Source organism: Acinetobacter sp. SwsAc4, assembly GCF_013391535.1.
GTDB lineage: Bacteria > Pseudomonadota > Gammaproteobacteria > Pseudomonadales > Moraxellaceae > Acinetobacter.
The window spans coordinates 1-20,220 of the sequence record NZ_JACAXC010000004.1; the positions used below are offsets into that span (position 1 = coordinate 1).

Sequence of the window (20,220 nt, forward strand, 5' to 3'; positions counted from 1 at the left end):
CGAACATCATGACTTTAATCCAGTCAGCCAAGCTGAATGGTCTTGATCCGTATGCCTATCTCAGTGATGTGTTGAAAAGGCTGCCAACACATAAAATGAAAGATATCGAAGCGCTGCTGCCGCATAACTGGAAGCCTGCTTGAGTTCAAGTGGGCTTCACTGGATGCTTACTTTAAAAACGAGTGCCAGCCACTCGTTTTTTTCATCAAAACATAAGAGAATTTGCCTTTCTTAGAATTTTGCATACACTGAGCACGATTCAAATTGACTACAATTAAGATTATGCAAATAAGTTCATGGGTTCGTCTTGTTTTAGCCCTTATCGGTTCAATTCTGTTCTTAGATGGCGCTATTCTAATCGCCTTTAAAAAGATTCATATTGGAACAGTACTACCGCTACTACTTGGGCTATTTTTTTGTCTCTATGCTTATTTCTATTATCATATCGAACGTTTCTTCTTCTATCATTTTCGTCTGCATTCAATTTGGCGCTTCGGCTGGTTGTGCTTTTGGATTTGGGTCGTTAGCTTAGGCTATTTCTTTAATTACATTTCAGACAATAATACCAAAACTCAAAATATCCCTACGGTTAAAGCCATTATTGTGTTAGGCAGTGGCGTTGAAAATGGACAACCTTCTGCCACATTGGCGAAACGCTTAGACCGTGCTGCCCCTGTAGCTTTAGCACAACCTCATGCCAAATTAGTCATGACAGGTGGTATTGATTTTGGTGAAACTGATAGTGAAGCGATTGTCATGTCACGTTATGTACAGCAGCACTATCATATTCCTGCCTCACAGATCATCTTGGAAGATAAAAGCACGAGTACGGAGCTGAATCTTAGAAATAGCCAACACTTATTACAGACACAACAGATTGACATCCATCAACCGATCGCGATTGTAACCAGCGATTTCCACACATTACGCGCCGCCGCGATCGCAAAGAAACAAGGCTATCGTAATATCATTATGCTTGGCGCAACGACACCAGTGACCACACGCTATAATGCATGGTTAAGAGAATACTTTGCTTATGCCAGTGGTTGGCTTCTGAATGAATATTGATTGGGGTTGTCCCCCAATCAATTTATCTCATTTAATTGTGTAGACGAATATCTCTAGGCAAAGGTAACTTTAACTCAGCAAATACATCTGGTCGTTGTAAATAAATTTGGTAAAGGAAATTTTTTACATCCAATAAAAAAGTATCAGGTGAAACCAATAGATTGTTACCCTCTGGGGTAAGGTCTAAAGATAGAATCGTATTATTTTCTTTTAAAAAAGGAATCATCTTTTCAATGAAAACCCACAGTGATACTTCCTGAATCTCGTATTTAGCCCAATTATCTTTAATCAATAATTTTGCCAAACCTTTATTTTGCCAAATCGATAATGCGTGTTGACCAGATGGGGTTGAACATAAGGCCCACCCATCATGATAAAGCGCAATAACTTGCCTTTGTATAATAATATTTTGAATAAATTGACGATAAATATCTTTTGGTGAGGAACTAGAATTTGTTGTTTGTGATTTCGACGCAGCCTTGCGTTGATATGGATTTTTCATAAAATATTCAATATTAGAATCATTATTGACGCTAATAATAAAACAATTCTATATAAATTACAAGGATTTGAACTAGAAGAGAAATTATGGTGGGCGCTGACGGGATCGAACCGCCGACATTCTGCTTGTAAGGCAGACGCTCTACCAACTGAGCTAAGCGCCCTGAGCGAGAGTAAACTCGTATCAGAGATCAAGTATAAGTATACTTGTTAAAACAAACATTCTCAAAAAAGGTATTAAGAGAATGGCGCAGCGGACGGGGCTCGAACCCGCGACCCTCGGCGTGACAGGCCGATATTCTAACCAACTGAACTACCGCTGCACTGCTTACTTCTATTAAGAAGTATATGTCACTAATTATGGTGGGCGCTGACGGGATCGAACCGCCGACATTCTGCTTGTAAGGCAGACGCTCTACCAACTGAGCTAAGCGCCCTGAGCGAGGTAACAAATTTAAAGCAATGCTTTAAATATTGTTTAAGTATCAAAGAATATAAACTCTAATTTACTTAACTCTATCTATTCTTGCAATCTTAAAGTGGCGCAGCGGACGGGGCTCGAACCCGCGACCCTCGGCGTGACAGGCCGATATTCTAACCAACTGAACTACCGCTGCACAATAATCTTGCAATTATAGGGTAAAACGATATTAAAACTTAAGTGGCGCAGCGGACGGGGCTCGAACCCGCGACCCTCGGCGTGACAGGCCGATATTCTAACCAACTGAACTACCGCTGCACTTGAGTTTTAACGTAAAGGCTTGGTGGGCGCTGACGGGATCGAACCGCCGACATTCTGCTTGTAAGGCAGACGCTCTACCAACTGAGCTAAGCGCCCTTAACGTCTTCATCGTTTGTGAGGTGCATTATAGAGAATCTTTACAGCCTGTCAAACGCTTTTGCCATTCTTTTCTGAAAAAAGCGTACGAATGATTAAAAAATAAGTAATTCATTGAAAAAATCAAGATTTTCGTATTTTATTTAAGCACTTATTCATATTTTCATCATTCATTTTCTAAAGTATGTTCTGAAATATAAACCAGCGCCTGCTCAGAAATTAGCTCAAATAACTCAATAATCTCATCATTCTTCATCCGAATACAGCCATGTGACATCGGAATGCCCATCGGTTCTGTATCAGGCGTGCCATGAATATAGATATATCGTTTAAATGTATCGCAACCATTTCCATGATTGAATCCATCTTCTAAACCATCCAACCATAAAATTCGTGACAAAATCCAATCTCTTTGTGGAAATTGTTGTGCGAGTTGTTGGTTATACACTTCCCCTGTCGGCTGACGTGCAATAAAGACCGTATTTTTCTTTAGGTCTGCACCAATCTTTTGTGCGACTTGATGCCAACCTCTTGGCGTCTTACCGCTATTCTCTTGCTCACCAATACCATTCTTGCCAGAAGAGATCACATAAAATTTATTGTGCTTTGGCAAATGTAGAATTTGTTGTGCTAAATCTATGACGATGTCTGCCTGATCAAGGGTATAAGTCATTTTTATCTCAACAGATGATAGAACACAGATATTTCAACATACACCCAAAGCTTTTTCTTGTATTTTTCGGTAGTTTTGATTGTTGATTGATTTTAAATATAAAAAACAAAACAGCATAGTAAGATCAAACATGCTGTTTTAGATCAGCAAAAGTAGTGTTTTAATCAATTCTCAGCGCTAAGGATTGCTTTTCTTAACAACGTAACTCACGGCATATGGGTCATATTTGGTGCGAGGTCTTGCCATTAAGGAAAAACTTTAAGTTTGTTTATCCTCGTCACTCGCGGCATAGCTGCTCGTCTTGCGCTCGGACAAAGCGTTGCTTTTCTTAACTCGCCACTCGCAGCATAGCTGCTCGTCTTGCGCTCGGACAAAGCGTTGCTTTGTTTATCCTCGCTCAGGCTCGGGTCTTAACCACAACCACACAGAAACAATAAACATAGTGAGATCTGTAAAAATTTTGACAATGAATGGTGCGTTGGTAAACAGCATTAAAATACCACTCATTAGCATCATAATACTGGCTATCCATTTTGCTTTACGCGGTACTGTCCCATGTTCACGCCAATTGCGTAAGGTCGGTCCATATTTAGGATGATTCAAGAGCCAAGCATCCATTTCAGGCCATCCTTTCGATGCAGCCCATGCTGCAAGGATTAAAAACACAGTAGTTGGCATGCCTGGTAAAATTGCTCCAATGATTCCTAAAACAATAAAAATCACAACTAAACTACGCCAGAACAATGTTTTCATTGAGTAATTAACCAACACATGTTTACAACCATGCTAGTATAAATTGTTTTTATTGCTCTTTCTTAAACTTAACTTATTATTTCCATGATTGAGTAACAGCATGTCGAGCCTAATGAGTACGACCCTTTTTTTTGAACCTTGGTTGCAGTTTAAGAATCCTATAGTACGTCACTTGGCTTTTTGCATCGCCAGTCCAAATATTTTAGCTCGAATCCCGCCAGATTTAGTGATAAAGCATACTTTTGAGCTCCATTCTGATCAAATCTGGCAAACTCATTATGAACGCTATGAAGAACGCTTAAAGCAACTTGATCAACATCCGCAAGCCCTCATTGATTTTCTTGCTCAACTCAAAAGTACTCGCCTTGGGCTACGATTCGAGAACTTACTTTGGTTTTGGTTATTAGATGATGAGTATCATCCCTATCAACTTTTAGGTCATAGCATTCAAAAAATTGCAGGAGCGATTACGCTAGGTGAACTAGATTTCCTTATTTTAAATCAAGACACACAAGAAATTGAACATTGGGAAGTTGCACTAAAATATTACCTAGGCGAAAGTAACTTAGCCTTAGCGCAATGGTATGGGCTAAATCGAGAAGACACATTACAAAGAAAATTGAAGCATTTCACTCAACGTCAATTTCAGTTTACGGATGCAAATCATCATCAGATTCAACGAAAATTTGCAGTTATGAAAGGGCAATTATATTTGCCAACTGATTTGAATCAGTTGGCACTCCCTAACTGGGTCAACTCGTCCCGACGTTTGGGATTATGGGGAACTAATATTCCCACAACAGATTACTATCGATTACAACGTCATGAATGGTTATGTCCTAATCAGCAAGCATCCTCAAAAAATGCAACATGGTGGACAAATGGTCTTTATTATCATGACACACCTAGTCCCTCTTTTTATATGTTTCGCCAACCCTCTTTATTATTCATTAGATCTTCTTCATCAGATTATTTTTTATAAAGTAACATTTTATAACACTTCTACTATCAAATCATTATGTTTATTTTCTGCTTTTTTTCTTAGCCTCTAAGAACATCATAATTACATTTAAACGGAGAAGATGATGAAAAAAATCTTAGTTGCTTCAATCATGACTGCTTTTGTTTTAACTGGTTGTAATACATTTAAGGGTTTTGGGCAGGATGTATCTAAAGCGGGTGACAAAGTTACTCAAACTGCTGAAAAAACTCAGGATAAAATGTAATTTTAGTGAACACCCTTCGCAAAACCTTATCTAAACATAGATAAGGTTTATTTTTGCATACCTTTCTCTATCATATTCCCCTATTATATCGGTTCAGATTTCACCAGATTTAACCACATCTCGCATGAACCATTCCGACACTCTTGAACTTAGTTTACAGCTCCTACGCCAACCTTCTGTCACCCCTGTTGACCATGATTGTCAAAATATTATGGCCGAGCGTTTAGCAAAAATTGGCTTTAATATCGAAAACATGCGTTTTGAAGATGTTGATAACTTATGGGCACGCAGAGGCACTACAGCACCTGTTTTTTGTTTTGCAGGTCATACAGATGTCGTTCCTACAGGCCATTTAGATGCTTGGAATTCAGATCCATTTTTACCAAGTATTCGTGACGGTAAATTATATGGTCGTGGTTCAGCAGATATGAAAACAGCACTGGCTGCAATGGTGGTTGCATCTGAACGTTTTGTGGCGAAGCATCCGAACCATAAAGGTTCTATTGCATTTTTGATTACATCTGATGAAGAAGGTCCTTCAATCAACGGGACAGTGAAGGTCATTGAAACTTTAGAAGCACGTAACGAAAAAATGAACTGGTGCTTGGTAGGCGAACCATCGAGCACACATCAATTAGGTGATATCGTCAAAAATGGTCGTCGTGGCTCTTTGAATGCGATTTTGACTGTTCATGGCAAACAAGGACATGTGGCCTACCCTCATTTAGCAGAAAATCCTATTCATTTAGCATCGAAGGCTTTAACTGAACTGTGCGATACTGTTTGGGATAATGGCAATGAATATTTCCCTGCGACCTCTTTCCAAATTTCAAATATACAAGCTGGAACAGGTGCAACCAACGTAATCCCAGGCACACTAAAAGTTACTTTTAACTTTCGCTACTCAACTGAAGTGACAGCTGAAATTCTCAAACAACGCGTACTTGAGACTTTGGATAAATATAATTTAACTTACGATATTCAGTGGACACTATCAGGTTTACCTTTCCTCACCCCTGTTGGTGAATTAGTGAATGCTGCAAAAACAGCGATCAAAAATGTGACTGGTGTTGAAACTGTTCTATCGACAAGTGGAGGAACTTCAGATGGCCGCTTTATTGCACCTACGGGCGCTCAAGTTCTAGAATTAGGCGTATTAAATGCAACAATTCACCAAATCAATGAACATGTAAATGTCGATGATTTAGAGCCACTTGCTGAGATTTATGAGCAAATTTTAGTTGAATTACTTGCTTAACATACAAGTTGAGGCAATAAAAAAGGAACTCTTTTGAGTTCCTTTTTTATTTATAACCCTAGTTGGGTTTGAATATTTTGTAGATGAGGGACATAAAACTGTTTTTCCCCAATCTTGACATATTTAAATACGTTATTGTCATCAATGTCTTTTTCTTCATCTACAATTTCAGAAATACGTAAACGAATGGATTCAGGCATTTCATTACAAACCAAAGCAAATCGTTCTGAAACATCATCACCTTCAACCACCAACGCTACCCCATTTTTATTTGCTGGATCATTTACAGCATAAATAGGAAGTTTGAGATCATGCCATTCAACATGATCAATATTGGTTTGTGTATCCATCGCTGATAACACGATATTCTGCGGTAGCAGCATTGGAACTTTTTCATGACATTTAATAATATAAGCATCAATAAACCCTGTTGATACCGTAATTAAATGTTGTAACTCTTGTTGGTCAATTTGCCCCAAACCTGAGTTTGCGCTTTTTTTTACCATTAATTCTTACCTCATGAGCGCACTGTTAGTAAACTTTCAATATTTTCCAAGAGTGTTTCTTCTTGGAATGGTTTACCCATATATTGATTTACACCAAGTGATAAAGCACGTTCACGATGCTTTTCACCCGTACGTGATGTAATCATGATAATTGGTAAATCGCGATGTAATTCATGATGTCGAACAAGGTTTGTTACTTCGAAACCGTCCATACGCGGCATTTCAATATCAAGTAACATCAAGTCTGGCTTAATGGTTTCAAGCTGCTCAATCGCATCCACACCATCTTTCGCAGTCACAACATCATAACCTTGACGCTCTAATAGACGCGAAGTTACCTTTCGTACAGTTACCGAGTCATCGACGATCATAATCAAGCGACGTTCATCATAGCGCTGCTTGGTATAAGTTTCATCAGCCTGTTTACTACGTGCTGTAGACTGTGCTTGTCGAGCAATATTTTGACCGTCTAAGATCAAACATACCTGACCATCACCCATAATCGTCGCACCAGCAATCACCCCGATGCTTGAGAACTGTTGTCCAATAGGTTTTACAACAATTTGTCCACGAGAACCAATTAACTGATCAACAAGTAATGCTGTTGTTTGCCCCTGCGCACCTTTAACCAACAATACAGGCAATGAATGAACAACGCCATTTAAACGAGGAATCGGCTGCCCAGCAACAAATTCAGATAAATAACGTAAACGATAACTTTCTTGATCGATCTTGAAATAATCGTCTTTACTTTCAAAGTATTGTTCTAATGCCGCAGGTGAAATACGAACAATACGGTCAATTTGTGCAAGTGGGAAGGCAAACTGTTGATCGCCTGCTTTTACCATCAAGGCATCACTTACAGCTACTGTAGTCGGTACTCGAATGGTAAATGTTGTTCCTTTACCTAAAACAGAGTTAACGCTCACATGACCGCCAAGCGCTTTAATATCGCTCTGAACAACATCTAGACCAACACCACGCCCAGAAATTTGTGTAACTTGTGCAGCCGTACTAAAACCTGGATGGAAGATAAATTGCAGAATTTCTTCATGGTCAAGTTTCTGCTCTTTAGTCATTAAACCTGTTTGAATCGCTTTATCTTTAATGCGATTCACATCGATACCTTTACCATCGTCACTAAATGTCACAACAATATCAGTACCCTGACGACCAATATCTAAAGCGATATGTCCAGTTTCTGGTTTCTTCGCTTGTAAACGTTGCTCTCTGTCTTCAATACCGTGGTCAATCGCATTACGCAACATATGTTCAAATGGCGCAACCAATTTTTCCAAAATACTACGGTCTAATTCACCCTCAGTATTGTTAACAATTAATTCTGTTGGTCGGTTTAAAGTCGATGCTGTTTGACGAACAATACGTTGTAAACGTGGTAATAATCGAGAGAAAGGTACCAATCGGGTACGCATCAAACTTTCTTGAATTTCTGCTTGAATACGAGATTGTTGTAATAACAAACCTTCCGTATCACGGATCTTCTCAGAAAGTGTGGTCTTAAAGTCAACCAAGTCCGACGCGGATTCCGCAAGAGATTTTGACAACTGATTTAAAGATGAATATTGGTCCATCTCTAATGGGTCGAAATCTGCATAGCGAGAGTTCTCACCACCATGACGTGCGATAATTTGACTTTCTAACTCACCTTCCATTCGGCGTAACTGATCTGCCAAACGTTTGATCGCAAGCTCCATCTCCGTTAATGTACCGCCCAATTGACCAAGGTCCATTTCGATACGCGAACGGTTAATCGCATTCTCACCTGACAAGTCAATCATTTTCTCAATGACGTCAGCGGAGACACGAATCATCTCATTATTTTGTTCAATACGTTCGGTCGTTTCCCACTCACCTAACATTGATGGAGGTTCTGTACCATCACCTTGAACAAACTCCATTGTATATTCTGGAGTGAAAATATCTTTAGCTGAGAGCTTTTGTGGAAGTTGTGCTGAAACATCAACAAACTCCATATTCTCTAAACTTTGCTTTAAGCCGTCAAAGTTTGCATACTGACGTTTGAAAATCGCATCACTCAACCAAGCCAGTGCTGTATTGAGAAGATTATCGTAAACATTTGAATTGAAATGATGTACACCAAACTGTTCAAATGCATTCTCGAGATGATAAGCAACAATCGCAATTGCATCTAACTCAGCCATACGTGCACCACCTTTTAAACTGTGGGCATTACGTTGTAACTGTAAGAGCAAACTACGATTACCACGTTGATCAAACCATTGTCTTAATAGAACTTTGGCTTGTTCAAGTAGTTCTTCTGCTTCTTCTAAGAATGTTTGCTCAACAAGAGAACGAACATCATCATCAAGAGCAACTTCATGAACAATTTCAGCATTTGAAGTATCTTCTAGAACTTCTTCAGCTTCGACCAATGAGAATTCATCAATTGATAAGTCCGTGAGATCATCCGTTTCGATCACAGCGGCAACATGATTTTCGGCTACAGGCTCAAAAGTAACAGATGATGACGAAGTAAAATCAATAGATTGATCTGCTTGCTGAAGCAACTGAAGTACGTGTGTAGCTGGATAATCGACTTGTTTATCACGAATAGTTTGAATTCGATCTGCAATATCATCTTGTACTGCACGAATGATTGCGATTAATTGTGGGTTCGGTTGTAACTGCTGATTGATTAATTTCTCATAAATTGTTTCCAATTCATGTGCAATTAAACCAATATGACCTGCTTGAATCATATTTGAACCACCTTTTAAGGTGTGCAAATATCTCATCAAGTTTTTCAATGCACCTACATTTTGTTGATCAGCTGTCCATGTATTTAGATCAGCATCAATACCAACCAATAACTCATCAGCTTCTTCAAGGAAGATATCTAACAAGTCTGGATCAAAGTCACGATTTGAATCACTTGATTGCAAGCTTTGTTTATCTAAAGCGAATTGTGCAGCTAAATCACCCACATCAACAGCATGATGTGTTTGAGTTCTTAACGTATTTACAAAAACAGTCGAATCAACCGTGGTTTCCACTGTGGCTGTATTCAAACTATCCAATTCTTGAACGTCATCAACAGGAATAACCATTGATGCAACACTTGCTGAATCTTGGTTTGCTAATACATTCAACGCATGTGTAGCTGGATAATCGACTTGTTTATCACGAATAGTTTGAATTCGATCTGCAATATCATCTTGTACTGCACGAATGATTGCGATTAATTGTGGGTTCGGTTGTAACTGCTGATTGATTAATTTCTCATAAATTGTTTCCAATTCATGTGCAATTAAACCAATATGACCTGCTTGAATCATATTTGAACCACCTTTTAAGGTGTGCAAATATCTCATCAAGTTTTTCAATGCACCTACATTTTGTTGATCAGCTGTCCATGTATTTAGATCAGCATCAATACCAACCAATAACTCATCAGCTTCTTCAAGGAAGATATCTAACAAGTCTGGATCAAAGTCACGATTTGAATCACTTGATTGCAAGCTTTGTTTATCTAAAGCGAATTGTGCAGCTAAATCACTCACATCAACTTTATTACTAGACGGCTCAAATTCAGTAATAGATGCTTCAACCAAACCTGCTTTTTGCTCAGTTACAGGCGCTTCCAAGAACTCAATATTTTGCTGTGTAAATGAACTCAATTCATTTAATATAAGTTCATGTGCCTTTGTCAAAGTCACACGCTGCCCTGCAGCCAAGGTATCAAACAATTGAATGAACTGTTGATGTACCTGATAATACAGCTCAAAAGCATAATCAAGATTCAGTAAATCTGGCTTAAATAACAGATCTTGATAACTAGAACGTAACAAACTTGTATATTGATACATACCAATCGTCGCATGATGATGGGTATGTTCTAATAAAGTTTCAGTTTGCTGACTTAACAGTTGAATATATTGAGGAAATTCAGTACGTGCACGCTTCTCAAAATCAAACTCAACGTCAAGAAGATCATTGATATTCAATTCTAGTAATTGTGAAACTAAACCTTGTGGACGTAAAGATTCGCCTTGTTTTTCTTCTAATTGGAAATCGTAACTATCCCATGCAACATTGAAAGTATTATAAATTTCTTCAAATTTCTGTTGCGAACCTTGGTGTTTCAACGTGTGCAAATAGTCACGAACAAACTGTGCATAGTGTGTCAAAAGTGCCGTTTCATCAGAACTTGAATCAAGCTCTTCTTGCAATAATGTTTTGAATAAATTCTCAACTTTCGAACTTGCTTCAAACACATGCTCAACATGCGCCATAGCAGAACTGCCACGTAGAGTATGAAGCGCTCGAATTAGCGTATTATAATTATCATTTGTCGGACGATCATTTAGTAAAAATTGATCGATCGTAGTCAAATGATCTTCTGCTTCTTCCAAGAAAATCGATAATGTTTCTTTAATTAACGCTTCATCATCTAGCGGATGACCTATAAATACAGATTCTGAATCTGCGACATCAACAGTCTTCTCTTCTACGACAGTATCCACATTTACGGATATCAATTCGAGACCAGTTTCAGCGTTATCATTCAGCATATTCGATAATTGTAATAACTCAGCTAGCGCTGGTTCTATACTAAGTTGCTGCTGTAGTTGCTGACCTAATAAAACCAAAGGTTTTAAATCTATCTGATGTTTTTGAACCAATTTAAAATCATGTACAAGTTTAAAGCGGTAGATATTAAAAACCGCTTTTACATAATGTTGAATATCTGAATTCAACAACACTGTCCCTGCAAGTACTCGATTTAAAGTATCTTCAACCGTCCACGCCAATTCACCTGAAGATTTGGCGCCAACCATCCTTCCAGAACCTTTTAAGGTATGGAAATGTCGACGAATATCTGTGAGCACATCTTGTTGATTTGGCTGTTCAATCCATTGACCGATTAATGGCTCTAATTCAACAAAGATTTCATCTAATTCTTCAATAAAAATTTCAAGAATTTCTGCATCTTGCTCAAGATAACTATCTTCAGGAAGCGTCATCGTTTCAACTAACGTTTTTAATATTTCTTTCATAGCGGCTTCTTTCGTTTTTATCCACTAATTGTGGCTAAAAATTACGTGTATCTATCACACAAGATGTAGCTCCATGTCAGTCATCATCTTGTAGAGATATTCTACATCTCTTCAAAAAAGGGAAAGGACAGATATGCTCTGCCTCCCCTTTGCTGCTTATTCAGGTAGCTTAAAGTCAGTTACAGATTCACGTAATGATTCAGCCATATTTGCCAATTCAGAAACCGAACGAGCTGTATCAAACGTTGCTGTCGTCGTTTGTGACGTAATTTCTTGTACAACATTCATCGTTGTTGCAATGTGACTTGCTGATGCAGACTGAAGTTTTGCTGCATCAGAAATGCTCGCAATTAATTTAGCCAAATCACCAGATACCGTTTGAATCTCATCAAGTGCAATACCCGCATCTTTTGCCAAGTTCGCACCACGAACAACTTCTGACGTCGTTTGTTCCATTGAAATAACGGCTTCGTTCGTATCTGTTTGAATGGTTTTTACTAAGCTTTCAATCTGTTTCGTTGCTGATGCAGAACGTTCTGCAAGACGTTGTACTTCGTCAGCTACGACTGCGAAACCACGACCTGCTTCACCAGCCATAGATGCTTGAATCGCTGCGTTTAATGCCAAGATGTTGGTTTGGTCGGCAATATCGTTAATTAGGGATACGATGTTACCAATCTCTTGAGATGATTCACCTAAACGTTTAATACGCTTTGAAGTTTCTTGAATTTGTTCACGAATGTGATCCATACCTTCGATCGAGCGGTTTACAACTTCTGCCCCATTCGATGCAATTTGTACAGATCGTTGTGCTACTTCAGCAGACTCTGATGCATTCGAAGATACTTGGTCAATCGACAATGCCATTTCGTTCATCGCTGCTGATGCACCTGCAATTTCTTGCGCCTGATGTTCAGAAGCTTCTGCTAATTGGTTGGTAATATCTTGAGTATCTTGAGTATAACGAGCAACTTCTTGAGATGTTTCAGTGATTCGAGATACAAGGTCACGTAATTGATCGATCGCGAAGTTAATCGAGTCAGCAATCGCACCAGTAAAATCTTCTGATACTGTTGCATATGAACGTAAATCACCATCTGCTAAGTCGGCAATTTCATCTAGTAAACGTAAAATTGCATTTTGGTTACGGTCATATTCATCTTGTAGACGAGTTACACGCTCTTTATCTGTATTACTACGTAAAGCAAGTAATTGTAGTGCAGAGAAAATCAATAGACCTAACGCACCAATTAATACAACACCCGCAATAACGTTACCCCAGCCACCCTCTGCTTTATTAGATAAATCGTTTAATGACGTTAATAAGGCATCAGATTGAGAAAAGATTTGCGAAGATGCTTGGCGTACGCGAACAATTTGGTTTGCGTTTTGTAATACTGTTGCTGCCGCTGATTTCAATACTGCATCATAATCAGATTTAATACTATCTACAGACTCACGTAAATCAGGAGACGCAATACGATCTACACCAAGTTCTGTACTACCATTTAACTGTGCATTTAAATAAACACCAAAGGTATCAATATCCGCTCCAAAGTCGTTTGCCGAAACGTTTGAGTTATCGGTACCAACTAAAACAGAGTTAATCGAACGTAAAATACGTTCAGCAATAAACACTTGGTTTTTCGTGATAATTACCTGACTACTTGGCATGTTCTCACGAACCATCTGATCAACCATCAAGTTATATTCAGCCTGAATTTCAGGAATCGTTTCACTGATCGAGATATTTGTATCGTATAATTGATTGATGACTTTTTGTTGTGAAGCAATTAACTCAATGTTCTTCGAAACACTCGTCCAAAGTGCATTTGCTTTTTTATACTCCTCTGAACCAGTACCATATACACTTTCAACCGTCTCTAAATTCTCAGCAAAACGCTTTTTAGATTCAACTAAACTTTTCATTGCTTCAGGTGTACCAGATGCCGTTGCCTCAGTTGCCTGACGAGAAATCATCTGAGATAACAAGCGTAACTCACCCAAACTACGAGTTAACTGGTTATGACGAGGAACACTCACGAATAAATAAATTAAGAGGATAACTGCAAGAGCTAAAGCACCAATCGCACGGTATAGAATTGGTTTCGACTTTTCAGTTTCACCAAATAAGCGAGAAAACTGATCAATTTGCGTTCGAGCATTCTCTAAAAATGCGCCACCACTCTTAAGACCAGTACTATCACCACTACTACCATTTTTCTTTTTAAGTTTAAAGCCCATGTCAGCTTCTCCCCTGAATACGCGTTTATTTTCCGTAGCGTATCAAATTAGTTTATAAATTTTATTGATGCATTCATATATTGAGGATTTTGCAACAACCGACTCAGTAAAAACACATGCCATTGCTGATTATGTTGATGGAAGTATCCCTGACAATAATCTTTCAATTTATCATCTAGATCAGCACTTTGTGAAAAGAAACTCTTTTTATTAAAGTGCTGAATCCCAAGAACTTGGTCGACAACCAAACCCACATAATGGTCTTGATGGCTAATGCATATTACTTTTTGTGTTGGTGAAAACTGACTCCGTTGTCCTGAAATAAAATGTGTTAAATCAGAAACTGAAAGCAATCGACCACGAATATTTGCCAAACCACGTACCCATGCCTGAGTATTAGGAACAGGGGTATATTTTGGAGGATAAATCACCTCCGAAATCTCCCCTAATGGTGCAACGAAATATTGCCCTAACATCTCAAATGCGATACCAGACCAACGGCTGACTTCATTTTGAGTTGAAGCATATTGTTTGTTGCCTCGCTTGGATAAGCGAAGCAATTCGATAAATCCATTTGCTGCCATACCCTATCCCGTATTGAGTAATGAAAAGGCTCGTACGAATTAACTTAATAATTGTTTAATCACATCAATGAGCTGTTGCTCATCAATCGGCTTGGTCAAATAATCACAAGCACCTTGACGCTTACCCCAAACACGATCTGTTGCCTGATCTTTGGTACTTACGATCACAACAGGAATATGCTGCGTGTCTTTACCTTTGCTAATTTGGCGTGTCGCTTGGAAACCGTTCATTCCTGGCATTACCACATCCATTAATACGAGATCTGGTAGTTCTGCTTGCGCCATTGTGACACCGTCAGCGCCATTGGTTGCTTCTAAAACTTCATAACCGTGTTTAGTCAAAATTTCTCTAAAGCGAAATGTTTCAGTAGGTGAATCATCTACAATAAGTATACGAGCCATTTTTTCCTCAATTTAAATTTTATGCGCTAACGTGATTACGAATCGCATTTAACAGCTCATCTTTACTAAATGGCTTAGTTAAATATTCATCCGAACCCACAACACGCCCTTTAGCCTGATCAAACAAACCGTCTTTGCTTGACAACATAATCACTGGGATATTTTGGTAATTTAAAGAATTTTTAATCAGTGCACAGGTTTGATAACCATCTAAACGAGGCATCATGATATCGACGAACACGATATCAGGATTTGCTTCTGCAATTTTTGATAATGCTTCAAAACCATCAACAGCGGTGATCACCTCACAACCTTCTCGTTGTAAAAGCGTTTCAGCTGTACGACGAATCGTTTTTGAATCATCAATCACCATTACTTTCAAATTTTGAAATTTATCTTCCATTTAATTGTCCTGCCCCATTCACTCAATACAAATTATGGTTGGTTTAATTTGTTTTATACACATCAGTTGATATTTTTAACATATCTTTACTTGCATTATCAATGAAGTTTTTTGAACCAACCTATCAGTTTTCACCAACAATAACAAATTTCTCACACTTTTCGTCAAATTCCTAAATTTTTTGTATACTCACTATTTTTAATTATCTAAATAGCTACTAATATACAACTGATTATTATTTAAAAATAAGTGATTTAGTTAACTTTTTCCGGGGAATGTAATGACTGGTTCGTTAAAGTGCGGTTTCGGCATTAGCCACTTTACAACGATTGCTCGTAATTACATTTGCGCGTTTTTTTTATTGATTTTTTGCAGTTCAAGTTTTGCAGCCACAGAGCAACCCAAAGCTGTATGGTATCGTTATTATGATAAAAATGGTGTTGCTAATGTGAGTACATCAGTTACACCTGAACATATTCGTTATGGTTATGAAGCACTTGATCGTAATATGCAAGTGATCAAACGCAACCGTGCTTATAACGCAACAGTAGATGTACAACAATCTTCTCGTCGCGAATTTATTGCACGTCAACGCGAACAAGATATGAGATTAAAACGTGCTTATGGAAATACAAAAATAGCGGCAACAAAAAGAGATCAAATTTTGGCTAGTTTGAAAAAGCAACTTAATTATCAACAACAACAATTACAACAGCTTCAACAAGACAAAATTGGATTTAAGCGACAAGAGATGGAATATCATCGTAAGGGAGAAACGCCCCCCGCTCAACTCAAAAATAATTTAGACAATAATGCCAAGAATATTGAAAATGTAAAAAGAACAGTAGAAAGTTTACGTAATGCATATCATAAAACTGAAACAGATTATGCTGATATTATTAACCGTTTAAAAAATATTGAACAAAAAACACAATAGACTTAGAATTTTTCTTGCATGGTCTCTCAAAAATATTAATCCTAACTTTTCATAGTTTTAATTCATTCAGCTTGCTTTAGATTACACGAAATTCAATGATTCATGTCATAATGCCAATTGCTTAAAACCGAGTAGATAATTTTGCTCGTTTGAGTATTTCTAAATAACACTTAACTTTAGGATAGTTTCCATGCGCGCAAGCCGCTTTTTATTTGCAACGTTAAGAGAAACCCCAAATGATGCTGAAGTCATTTCGCACCAGCTCATGTTACGTGCGGGGATGATTCGTAAATTAGCTTCTGGTTTATACTCTTGGTTGCCCATGGGAACACGTGTTTTAAAGAAAGTAGATGCGATTGTTCGCGAAGAAATGAACCGTTCAGGCGCATTAGAAGTATTTATGCCTGTCACTCAACCTGCTGCGCTTTGGGAAGAATCTGGTCGTTTTGAACAATACGGTCCAGAATTACTTCGTTTCAAAGATCGTCATGATAATCCATTCGTGCTTGGTCCTACTCATGAAGAGGTCATTACAGATTTGGCACGTAATGAGCTGAAAAGTTATAAGCAATTACCAGTAAATTTCTATCAAATCCAAACTAAATTCCGTGATGAAATTCGTCCACGTTTCGGTGTGATGCGATCTCGTGAATTTATCATGAAAGATGCTTACTCGTTCCATGCAAATCAAGCATCACTACAAGAAACTTATGATGTCATGTATGACACCTATAGCCGTATTTTTACACGTCTAGGTCTCGATTTCCGCCCTGTACAAGCAGACACAGGTTCAATCGGTGGCTCTGCATCACATGAATTCCATGTACTTGCTGCAAGTGGCGAAGATGATATCGCATTTTCTACTGAATCTGATTACGCCGCTAACGTTGAAATGGCAGAAGCATTGTTAGTCGGTGAGCGTGCTGCGCCAGCTCAAACAATGACCTTAGTCGATACACCAAATCAGAAAACAATTGCCGATGTTTGCCAATTTTTAAACAGTGATGCAAAACAATCTGTAAAAGCTTTACTTGTACAAGGTCAAACAGATGAAAATGGCAATACACCCGTTGTTGCTCTATTTTTACGTGGCGACCACGAATTGAATGATATTAAAGCTGAAAAGCACCCTTTAATTGCTGCACCTTTGGCATTTGCAACTGAAGCACAATTAGAACAACATGGTTTAACAGCAGGTTTCTGCGGTCCACAAGGTTTAGTTGAAAAAGGCTTAACCGTGATTGTGGATCGTGCTGCATCCGTATTATCTGACTTTGTTGCGGGTGCAAATGAAGTCGATAAACATGCGACAGGTGTGAACTGGGAGCGTGATGCAAAATTCACCGAAGTTTATGATTTACGTAATGTTGTTGAAGGCGACCCTTCTCCAGATGGTAAAGGTACACTTCAAATCAAACGTGGTATTGAAGTCGGTCATATCTTCCAACTCGGTACAAAATACTCAGAAGCTTTAGGGTGTAAAGTACTTGGTGAAGATGGTAAACCATTTACTGTTACAATGGGATGCTATGGAATTGGTGTAACACGTGTGGTTGCAGCAGCAATTGAACAAAACTTTGATGACAAAGGAATTATTTGGCCTCAAGCGATTGCTCCATTCGACATTGCGATTGTGCCAATGAATGCGCATAAATCACCTCGTACCCTTGAAGCAGCTGAAGCGCTTTATGCTGAATTACAAGCTCAAGGCTATGATGTATTGCTTGATGATCGTAATGAACGCCCTGGTGTGAAATTCTCTGATCTTGAATTAATGGGTATTCCTCATCGTATTGTTATTGGTGAGAAAGGTCTTGATGCAGGTACTTTTGAGTACAAAGGTCGTCGCGATCTTGAAGCAAGCAATTTAGGTAAAGAAGAACTCTTAGCTAAACTTATAGGCTAATCTTCATCCTAGCAATAAAAAAGCCGTTTAATAATAAACGGCTTTTTTATTGAAAACTGTTGTTTTGATTGTTATAGCTTTATTTATAGATTATTTTTTATACCAATAGAAAATGATTTATTGTTCACTTTTGGTAAGTTTTTGAATAGCAAAGGGGCACTGACATGCCCCCTTAAATGATTTGGATTAGATCTTTTTTACAAATTCAGATTTCAATTTCATTGCACCAATCCCATCGATTTTACAATCAATATTATGTCCATCATTCGCATCGATTAATAAACGAATACTTTTCACTTTCGTCCCGACTTTAACTACAGATGATGAACCTTTGATTTTTAAATCCTTTATGACAGTGACGCTATCACCATCAACTAAAATATTACCGTTGGCATCTTTAATAATCTCTTGTTGTTCTGAAGCAGATGCCTCACCTTCTTTCCATTCATGTGAACATTCAGGGCAAATCAATAAGTCGCCATCTTGGTAAGTATATTCTGATTGGCATTTTGGGCAGTGTGGAAAAGACATAAAAACATCTCAAAAGCACTATTATGATCGATAGACGCATTTTTTCAAAATTTAAGCTTGAATCGCTTGTCCAATTAAATAATTTTTAAGTACTAGGGCATGACTAAGCTTAATATCTTTAGTTGCGTAAATGAGCGTTACTTACTGTTGCTGTACCATGTCTTTAAGCTGATTTACATAAGGGTTTTCTTTAAGCTCTTCATAATATTCTTCCTGAAAACTCAGCCAATGTTCAACCTTATGACAAAACGCTTTTTCTCAATTCAGTTGAGGGTGCAATATCTTTAAGCCATAAATCTAAATGTGCCTGCTATTTCGATATTCCCCTTGGCCATAACCGATCTACGAGTACATGCTGTCCATCCGTCGGCTCAACAAGATCAATAAATACGTTTAATTTCAATTCTCACATCAGCCTCCCCCATATCTCACAAATTTTTCAGCTTTCCATTGAAATATTAACAACTTGCCCTTTTGAATCAAAACTAACGCAGATAACGTAATTTGTGATCTCATCTGGTAAGGTGAAATCTAAAATTTCATAACTTTCCAGATCCCCCTCATCCCAACGTGAATCTAATACCAGTAACTCTAAAATTTGTAATAAATTAGGTTTTGATGTGTCAAAGTATTTTTCCCAATATTCAGGTTCAACTTCTTCAAGATGATGTTGAATAAATAACTCCACACTATCTTCTGCTTGTTGATTTTCTAAAGCTTCGCGCATGGCAACACGAGCCAATTGTTCTCTGTGTTCAAGAATTTCTTCAGACATAATATTCCCCAATATGATTAAATATTAAAAATTTAGCTAGTTTGAATTAAGCTAAGGAGTTGTTATTCATTTGGAATTTCAGCTTGAATCAGAAATCCCAATAAATACAGAGATTCCTGCCAACCAAAATAACACGCTTCAACAGGAATAACATCAGGTATTCCCTCTTGAGTAATATGCACTTCGGTTCCTACTACCACTGATTTTAATTTTATTTTGACCTGAATTTCACCTAGTAAATTAGGATCATCAAACTTATCGGTATAGCGTAATAATTCATTCGGGATAAGTTCAATATACGTCCCTCCAAATGAATGAATTTGTCCAGTTGAAAAGTTAGTAAATGACATTTTGTATGTTCCACCCTCTTGTGGGTCTAAGTGATGGATTTTGGCAGTAAAACCATGAGGTGGCATCCATTTTACCAAGGCATCTGGATCGAGAAAGGCTTTAAAAACACGAACTGGTGGTGCATTAAATACACGATGTAGTTGTACTGTTCCACTCATTATTATTCTCAGGTTAAGTTATTTTTAATTCGTGCCTCTATCATACCGATTTAGTCATGAAATACTA

18 protein-coding genes, 6 tRNA genes and 3 pseudogenes are annotated in these 20,220 nt (G+C 38.0%); 7 read left to right on the top strand and 20 right to left on the bottom strand.

Going from position 1 to position 20,220, the window contains the following annotated elements:
• Together HYG88_RS03400 and HYG88_RS03405 are read left to right on the top strand one after the other, a co-directional pair.
• On the top strand, nucleotides 1-143 hold a 143-nt coding region (locus HYG88_RS03400), incomplete at its 5' end, for a transposase domain-containing protein (RefSeq protein WP_178882603.1).
• Nucleotides 144-282: 139 nt separating this feature from the next.
• Entirely contained in the window at nucleotides 283-1,068 is a 786-nt protein-coding gene (locus HYG88_RS03405; protein ID WP_005161991.1) for a YdcF family protein, read from the top strand.
• Between the two features lie 31 nt (nucleotides 1,069-1,099).
• Here the strand turns inward: HYG88_RS03405 and HYG88_RS03410 are convergent, their stop codons facing one another.
• From HYG88_RS03410 to HYG88_RS03450, 9 genes are all read right to left on the bottom strand, one after another.
• Nucleotides 1,100-1,570 carry a DUF2750 domain-containing protein gene (locus tag HYG88_RS03410; RefSeq protein WP_005161994.1) on the bottom strand — a complete coding sequence of 157 codons (471 nt, stop codon included), beginning with the start codon at nucleotides 1,568-1,570 and terminating at the stop codon, nucleotides 1,100-1,102.
• Between the two features lie 87 nt (nucleotides 1,571-1,657).
• Nucleotides 1,658-1,733 (bottom strand) — tRNA-Val (locus HYG88_RS03415).
• An 82-nt stretch (nucleotides 1,734-1,815) separates the two neighbouring features.
• Nucleotides 1,816-1,892 (bottom strand) — tRNA-Asp (locus HYG88_RS03420).
• 38 nt (nucleotides 1,893-1,930) lie between these two features.
• Nucleotides 1,931-2,006: transfer RNA gene (locus tag HYG88_RS03425), tRNA-Val, on the bottom strand.
• Nucleotides 2,007-2,109: 103 nt separating this feature from the next.
• Nucleotides 2,110-2,186 (bottom strand) — tRNA-Asp (locus HYG88_RS03430).
• A 45-nt stretch (nucleotides 2,187-2,231) separates the two neighbouring features.
• Nucleotides 2,232-2,308 (bottom strand) — tRNA-Asp (locus HYG88_RS03435).
• Nucleotides 2,309-2,331: 23 nt separating this feature from the next.
• Nucleotides 2,332-2,407 (bottom strand) — tRNA-Val (locus tag HYG88_RS03440).
• 166 nt (nucleotides 2,408-2,573) lie between these two features.
• Complete coding sequence (elsL, locus tag HYG88_RS03445) at nucleotides 2,574-3,080, bottom strand: cell wall-recycling L,D-carboxypeptidase ElsL (protein WP_005161998.1); 507 nt, start codon at nucleotides 3,078-3,080, stop codon at nucleotides 2,574-2,576.
• Nucleotides 3,081-3,467: 387 nt separating this feature from the next.
• Nucleotides 3,468-3,833, bottom strand: a complete 366-nt coding sequence (locus HYG88_RS03450; RefSeq protein ID WP_005162002.1) for a YbaN family protein — start codon at nucleotides 3,831-3,833, stop codon at nucleotides 3,468-3,470.
• A 100-nt stretch (nucleotides 3,834-3,933) separates the two neighbouring features.
• Here HYG88_RS03450 and HYG88_RS03455 point away from each other — a divergent pair, with 100 nt between their 5' ends.
• The 3 genes from HYG88_RS03455 to dapE all read left to right on the top strand — a co-directional run bounded on the left by HYG88_RS03455 (nucleotide 3,934) and on the right by dapE (nucleotide 6,317).
• Nucleotides 3,934-4,815 (top strand): DUF1853 family protein, encoded by an 882-nt coding sequence (locus HYG88_RS03455; RefSeq protein WP_005162005.1) that lies wholly within the window; start codon nucleotides 3,934-3,936, stop codon nucleotides 4,813-4,815.
• Nucleotides 4,816-4,915: 100 nt separating this feature from the next.
• On the top strand, nucleotides 4,916-5,059 hold the full coding sequence (locus tag HYG88_RS03460; RefSeq protein WP_017196706.1) for an entericidin A/B family lipoprotein: 144 nt from the start codon (nucleotides 4,916-4,918) through the stop codon (nucleotides 5,057-5,059).
• Nucleotides 5,060-5,183: 124 nt separating this feature from the next.
• A complete protein-coding gene (gene dapE / locus HYG88_RS03465; RefSeq protein WP_005162009.1) occupies nucleotides 5,184-6,317 on the top strand; it encodes a succinyl-diaminopimelate desuccinylase in 1,134 nt (377 codons plus the stop codon).
• Nucleotides 6,318-6,367: 50 nt separating this feature from the next.
• Here dapE and HYG88_RS03470 read toward each other — a convergent pair whose 3' ends face one another.
• The 7 genes and pseudogenes from HYG88_RS03470 to pilG form a co-directional block, all read right to left on the bottom strand.
• On the bottom strand, nucleotides 6,368-6,823 hold the full coding sequence (locus tag HYG88_RS03470; protein WP_004664651.1) for a hypothetical protein: 456 nt from the start codon (nucleotides 6,821-6,823) through the stop codon (nucleotides 6,368-6,370).
• A gap of 11 nt (nucleotides 6,824-6,834) precedes the next feature.
• A pseudogene (locus HYG88_RS15405) lies at nucleotides 6,835-9,225 on the bottom strand (response regulator); the annotation flags it as partial.
• 116 nt (nucleotides 9,226-9,341) lie between these two features.
• A pseudogene (locus HYG88_RS15410) lies at nucleotides 9,342-11,862 on the bottom strand (Hpt domain-containing protein); the annotation flags it as partial.
• Between the two features lie 156 nt (nucleotides 11,863-12,018).
• Nucleotides 12,019-14,106 (bottom strand): methyl-accepting chemotaxis protein, encoded by a 2,088-nt coding sequence (locus HYG88_RS03480; RefSeq protein WP_005162015.1) that lies wholly within the window; start codon nucleotides 14,104-14,106, stop codon nucleotides 12,019-12,021.
• A 47-nt stretch (nucleotides 14,107-14,153) separates the two neighbouring features.
• The gene (locus HYG88_RS03485) at nucleotides 14,154-14,690 is read right to left on the bottom strand and encodes a chemotaxis protein CheW (protein WP_005162018.1); all 537 of its coding nucleotides are present in this window, start codon (nucleotides 14,688-14,690) and stop codon (nucleotides 14,154-14,156) included.
• Between the two features lie 39 nt (nucleotides 14,691-14,729).
• Nucleotides 14,730-15,092, bottom strand: a complete 363-nt coding sequence (locus HYG88_RS03490; protein WP_004664659.1) for a PleD family two-component system response regulator — start codon at nucleotides 15,090-15,092, stop codon at nucleotides 14,730-14,732.
• Nucleotides 15,093-15,111: 19 nt separating this feature from the next.
• Nucleotides 15,112-15,495 (bottom strand): twitching motility response regulator PilG, encoded by a 384-nt coding sequence (gene pilG, locus HYG88_RS03495; protein ID WP_004652356.1) that lies wholly within the window; start codon nucleotides 15,493-15,495, stop codon nucleotides 15,112-15,114.
• Between the two features lie 280 nt (nucleotides 15,496-15,775).
• Between pilG and HYG88_RS03500 the strand changes: the two genes are divergently transcribed.
• Together HYG88_RS03500 and HYG88_RS03505 are read left to right on the top strand one after the other, a co-directional pair.
• Nucleotides 15,776-16,432 carry a hypothetical protein gene (locus HYG88_RS03500; RefSeq protein ID WP_005162020.1) on the top strand — a complete coding sequence of 219 codons (657 nt, stop codon included), beginning with the start codon at nucleotides 15,776-15,778 and terminating at the stop codon, nucleotides 16,430-16,432.
• Between the two features lie 190 nt (nucleotides 16,433-16,622).
• On the top strand, nucleotides 16,623-18,338 hold the full coding sequence (locus tag HYG88_RS03505) for a proline--tRNA ligase (protein ID WP_005162024.1): 1,716 nt from the start codon (nucleotides 16,623-16,625) through the stop codon (nucleotides 18,336-18,338).
• Nucleotides 18,339-18,524: 186 nt separating this feature from the next.
• Here the strand turns inward: HYG88_RS03505 and HYG88_RS03510 are convergent, their stop codons facing one another.
• From HYG88_RS03510 to HYG88_RS03520, 4 genes and pseudogenes are all read right to left on the bottom strand, one after another.
• Nucleotides 18,525-18,869, bottom strand: coding sequence for a zinc ribbon domain-containing protein YjdM (locus HYG88_RS03510; RefSeq protein WP_005162025.1), 345 nt, complete (start codon nucleotides 18,867-18,869; stop codon nucleotides 18,525-18,527).
• A gap of 51 nt (nucleotides 18,870-18,920) precedes the next feature.
• Nucleotides 18,921-19,279, bottom strand: a pseudogene (locus HYG88_RS15225) (DUF488 domain-containing protein).
• A gap of 29 nt (nucleotides 19,280-19,308) precedes the next feature.
• Nucleotides 19,309-19,644 (bottom strand): DUF2004 domain-containing protein, encoded by a 336-nt coding sequence (locus HYG88_RS03515; RefSeq protein ID WP_004664670.1) that lies wholly within the window; start codon nucleotides 19,642-19,644, stop codon nucleotides 19,309-19,311.
• Nucleotides 19,645-19,706: 62 nt separating this feature from the next.
• The gene (locus tag HYG88_RS03520; protein WP_005162026.1) at nucleotides 19,707-20,153 is read right to left on the bottom strand and encodes an SRPBCC family protein; all 447 of its coding nucleotides are present in this window, start codon (nucleotides 20,151-20,153) and stop codon (nucleotides 19,707-19,709) included.
• Nucleotides 20,154-20,220: the final 67 nt, after the last annotated feature.

Excerpts from the sequence above, each read along its gene's own strand:
- HYG88_RS03450 (WP_005162002.1), bottom strand. The coding sequence starts at position 3,833 with ATGAAAACATTGTTCTGGCGTAGTTTAGTTGTGATTTTTATTGTTTTA.
- dapE (WP_005162009.1), top strand. The coding sequence starts at position 5,184 with ATGAACCATTCCGACACTCTTGAACTTAGTTTACAGCTCCTACGCCAA.
- elsL (WP_005161998.1), bottom strand. The coding sequence starts at position 3,080 with ATGACTTATACCCTTGATCAGGCAGACATCGTCATAGATTTAGCACAA.
- HYG88_RS03460 (WP_017196706.1), top strand. The coding sequence starts at position 4,916 with ATGATGAAAAAAATCTTAGTTGCTTCAATCATGACTGCTTTTGTTTTA.
- HYG88_RS03485 (WP_005162018.1), bottom strand. The coding sequence starts at position 14,690 with ATGGCAGCAAATGGATTTATCGAATTGCTTCGCTTATCCAAGCGAGGC.
- HYG88_RS03500 (WP_005162020.1), top strand. The coding sequence starts at position 15,776 with ATGACTGGTTCGTTAAAGTGCGGTTTCGGCATTAGCCACTTTACAACG.
- pilG (WP_004652356.1), bottom strand. The coding sequence starts at position 15,495 with ATGGAAGATAAATTTCAAAATTTGAAAGTAATGGTGATTGATGATTCA.
- HYG88_RS03455 (WP_005162005.1), top strand. The coding sequence starts at position 3,934 with ATGTCGAGCCTAATGAGTACGACCCTTTTTTTTGAACCTTGGTTGCAG.
- HYG88_RS03480 (WP_005162015.1), bottom strand. The coding sequence starts at position 14,106 with ATGGGCTTTAAACTTAAAAAGAAAAATGGTAGTAGTGGTGATAGTACT.
- HYG88_RS03520 (WP_005162026.1), bottom strand. The coding sequence starts at position 20,153 with ATGAGTGGAACAGTACAACTACATCGTGTATTTAATGCACCACCAGTT.
- HYG88_RS03490 (WP_004664659.1), bottom strand. The coding sequence starts at position 15,092 with ATGGCTCGTATACTTATTGTAGATGATTCACCTACTGAAACATTTCGC.
- HYG88_RS03505 (WP_005162024.1), top strand. The coding sequence starts at position 16,623 with ATGCGCGCAAGCCGCTTTTTATTTGCAACGTTAAGAGAAACCCCAAAT.
- HYG88_RS03470 (WP_004664651.1), bottom strand. The coding sequence starts at position 6,823 with ATGGTAAAAAAAAGCGCAAACTCAGGTTTGGGGCAAATTGACCAACAA.
- HYG88_RS03510 (WP_005162025.1), bottom strand. The coding sequence starts at position 18,869 with ATGTCTTTTCCACACTGCCCAAAATGCCAATCAGAATATACTTACCAA.
- HYG88_RS03410 (WP_005161994.1), bottom strand. The coding sequence starts at position 1,570 with ATGAAAAATCCATATCAACGCAAGGCTGCGTCGAAATCACAAACAACA.
- HYG88_RS03405 (WP_005161991.1), top strand. The coding sequence starts at position 283 with ATGCAAATAAGTTCATGGGTTCGTCTTGTTTTAGCCCTTATCGGTTCA.
- HYG88_RS03515 (WP_004664670.1), bottom strand. The coding sequence starts at position 19,644 with ATGTCTGAAGAAATTCTTGAACACAGAGAACAATTGGCTCGTGTTGCC.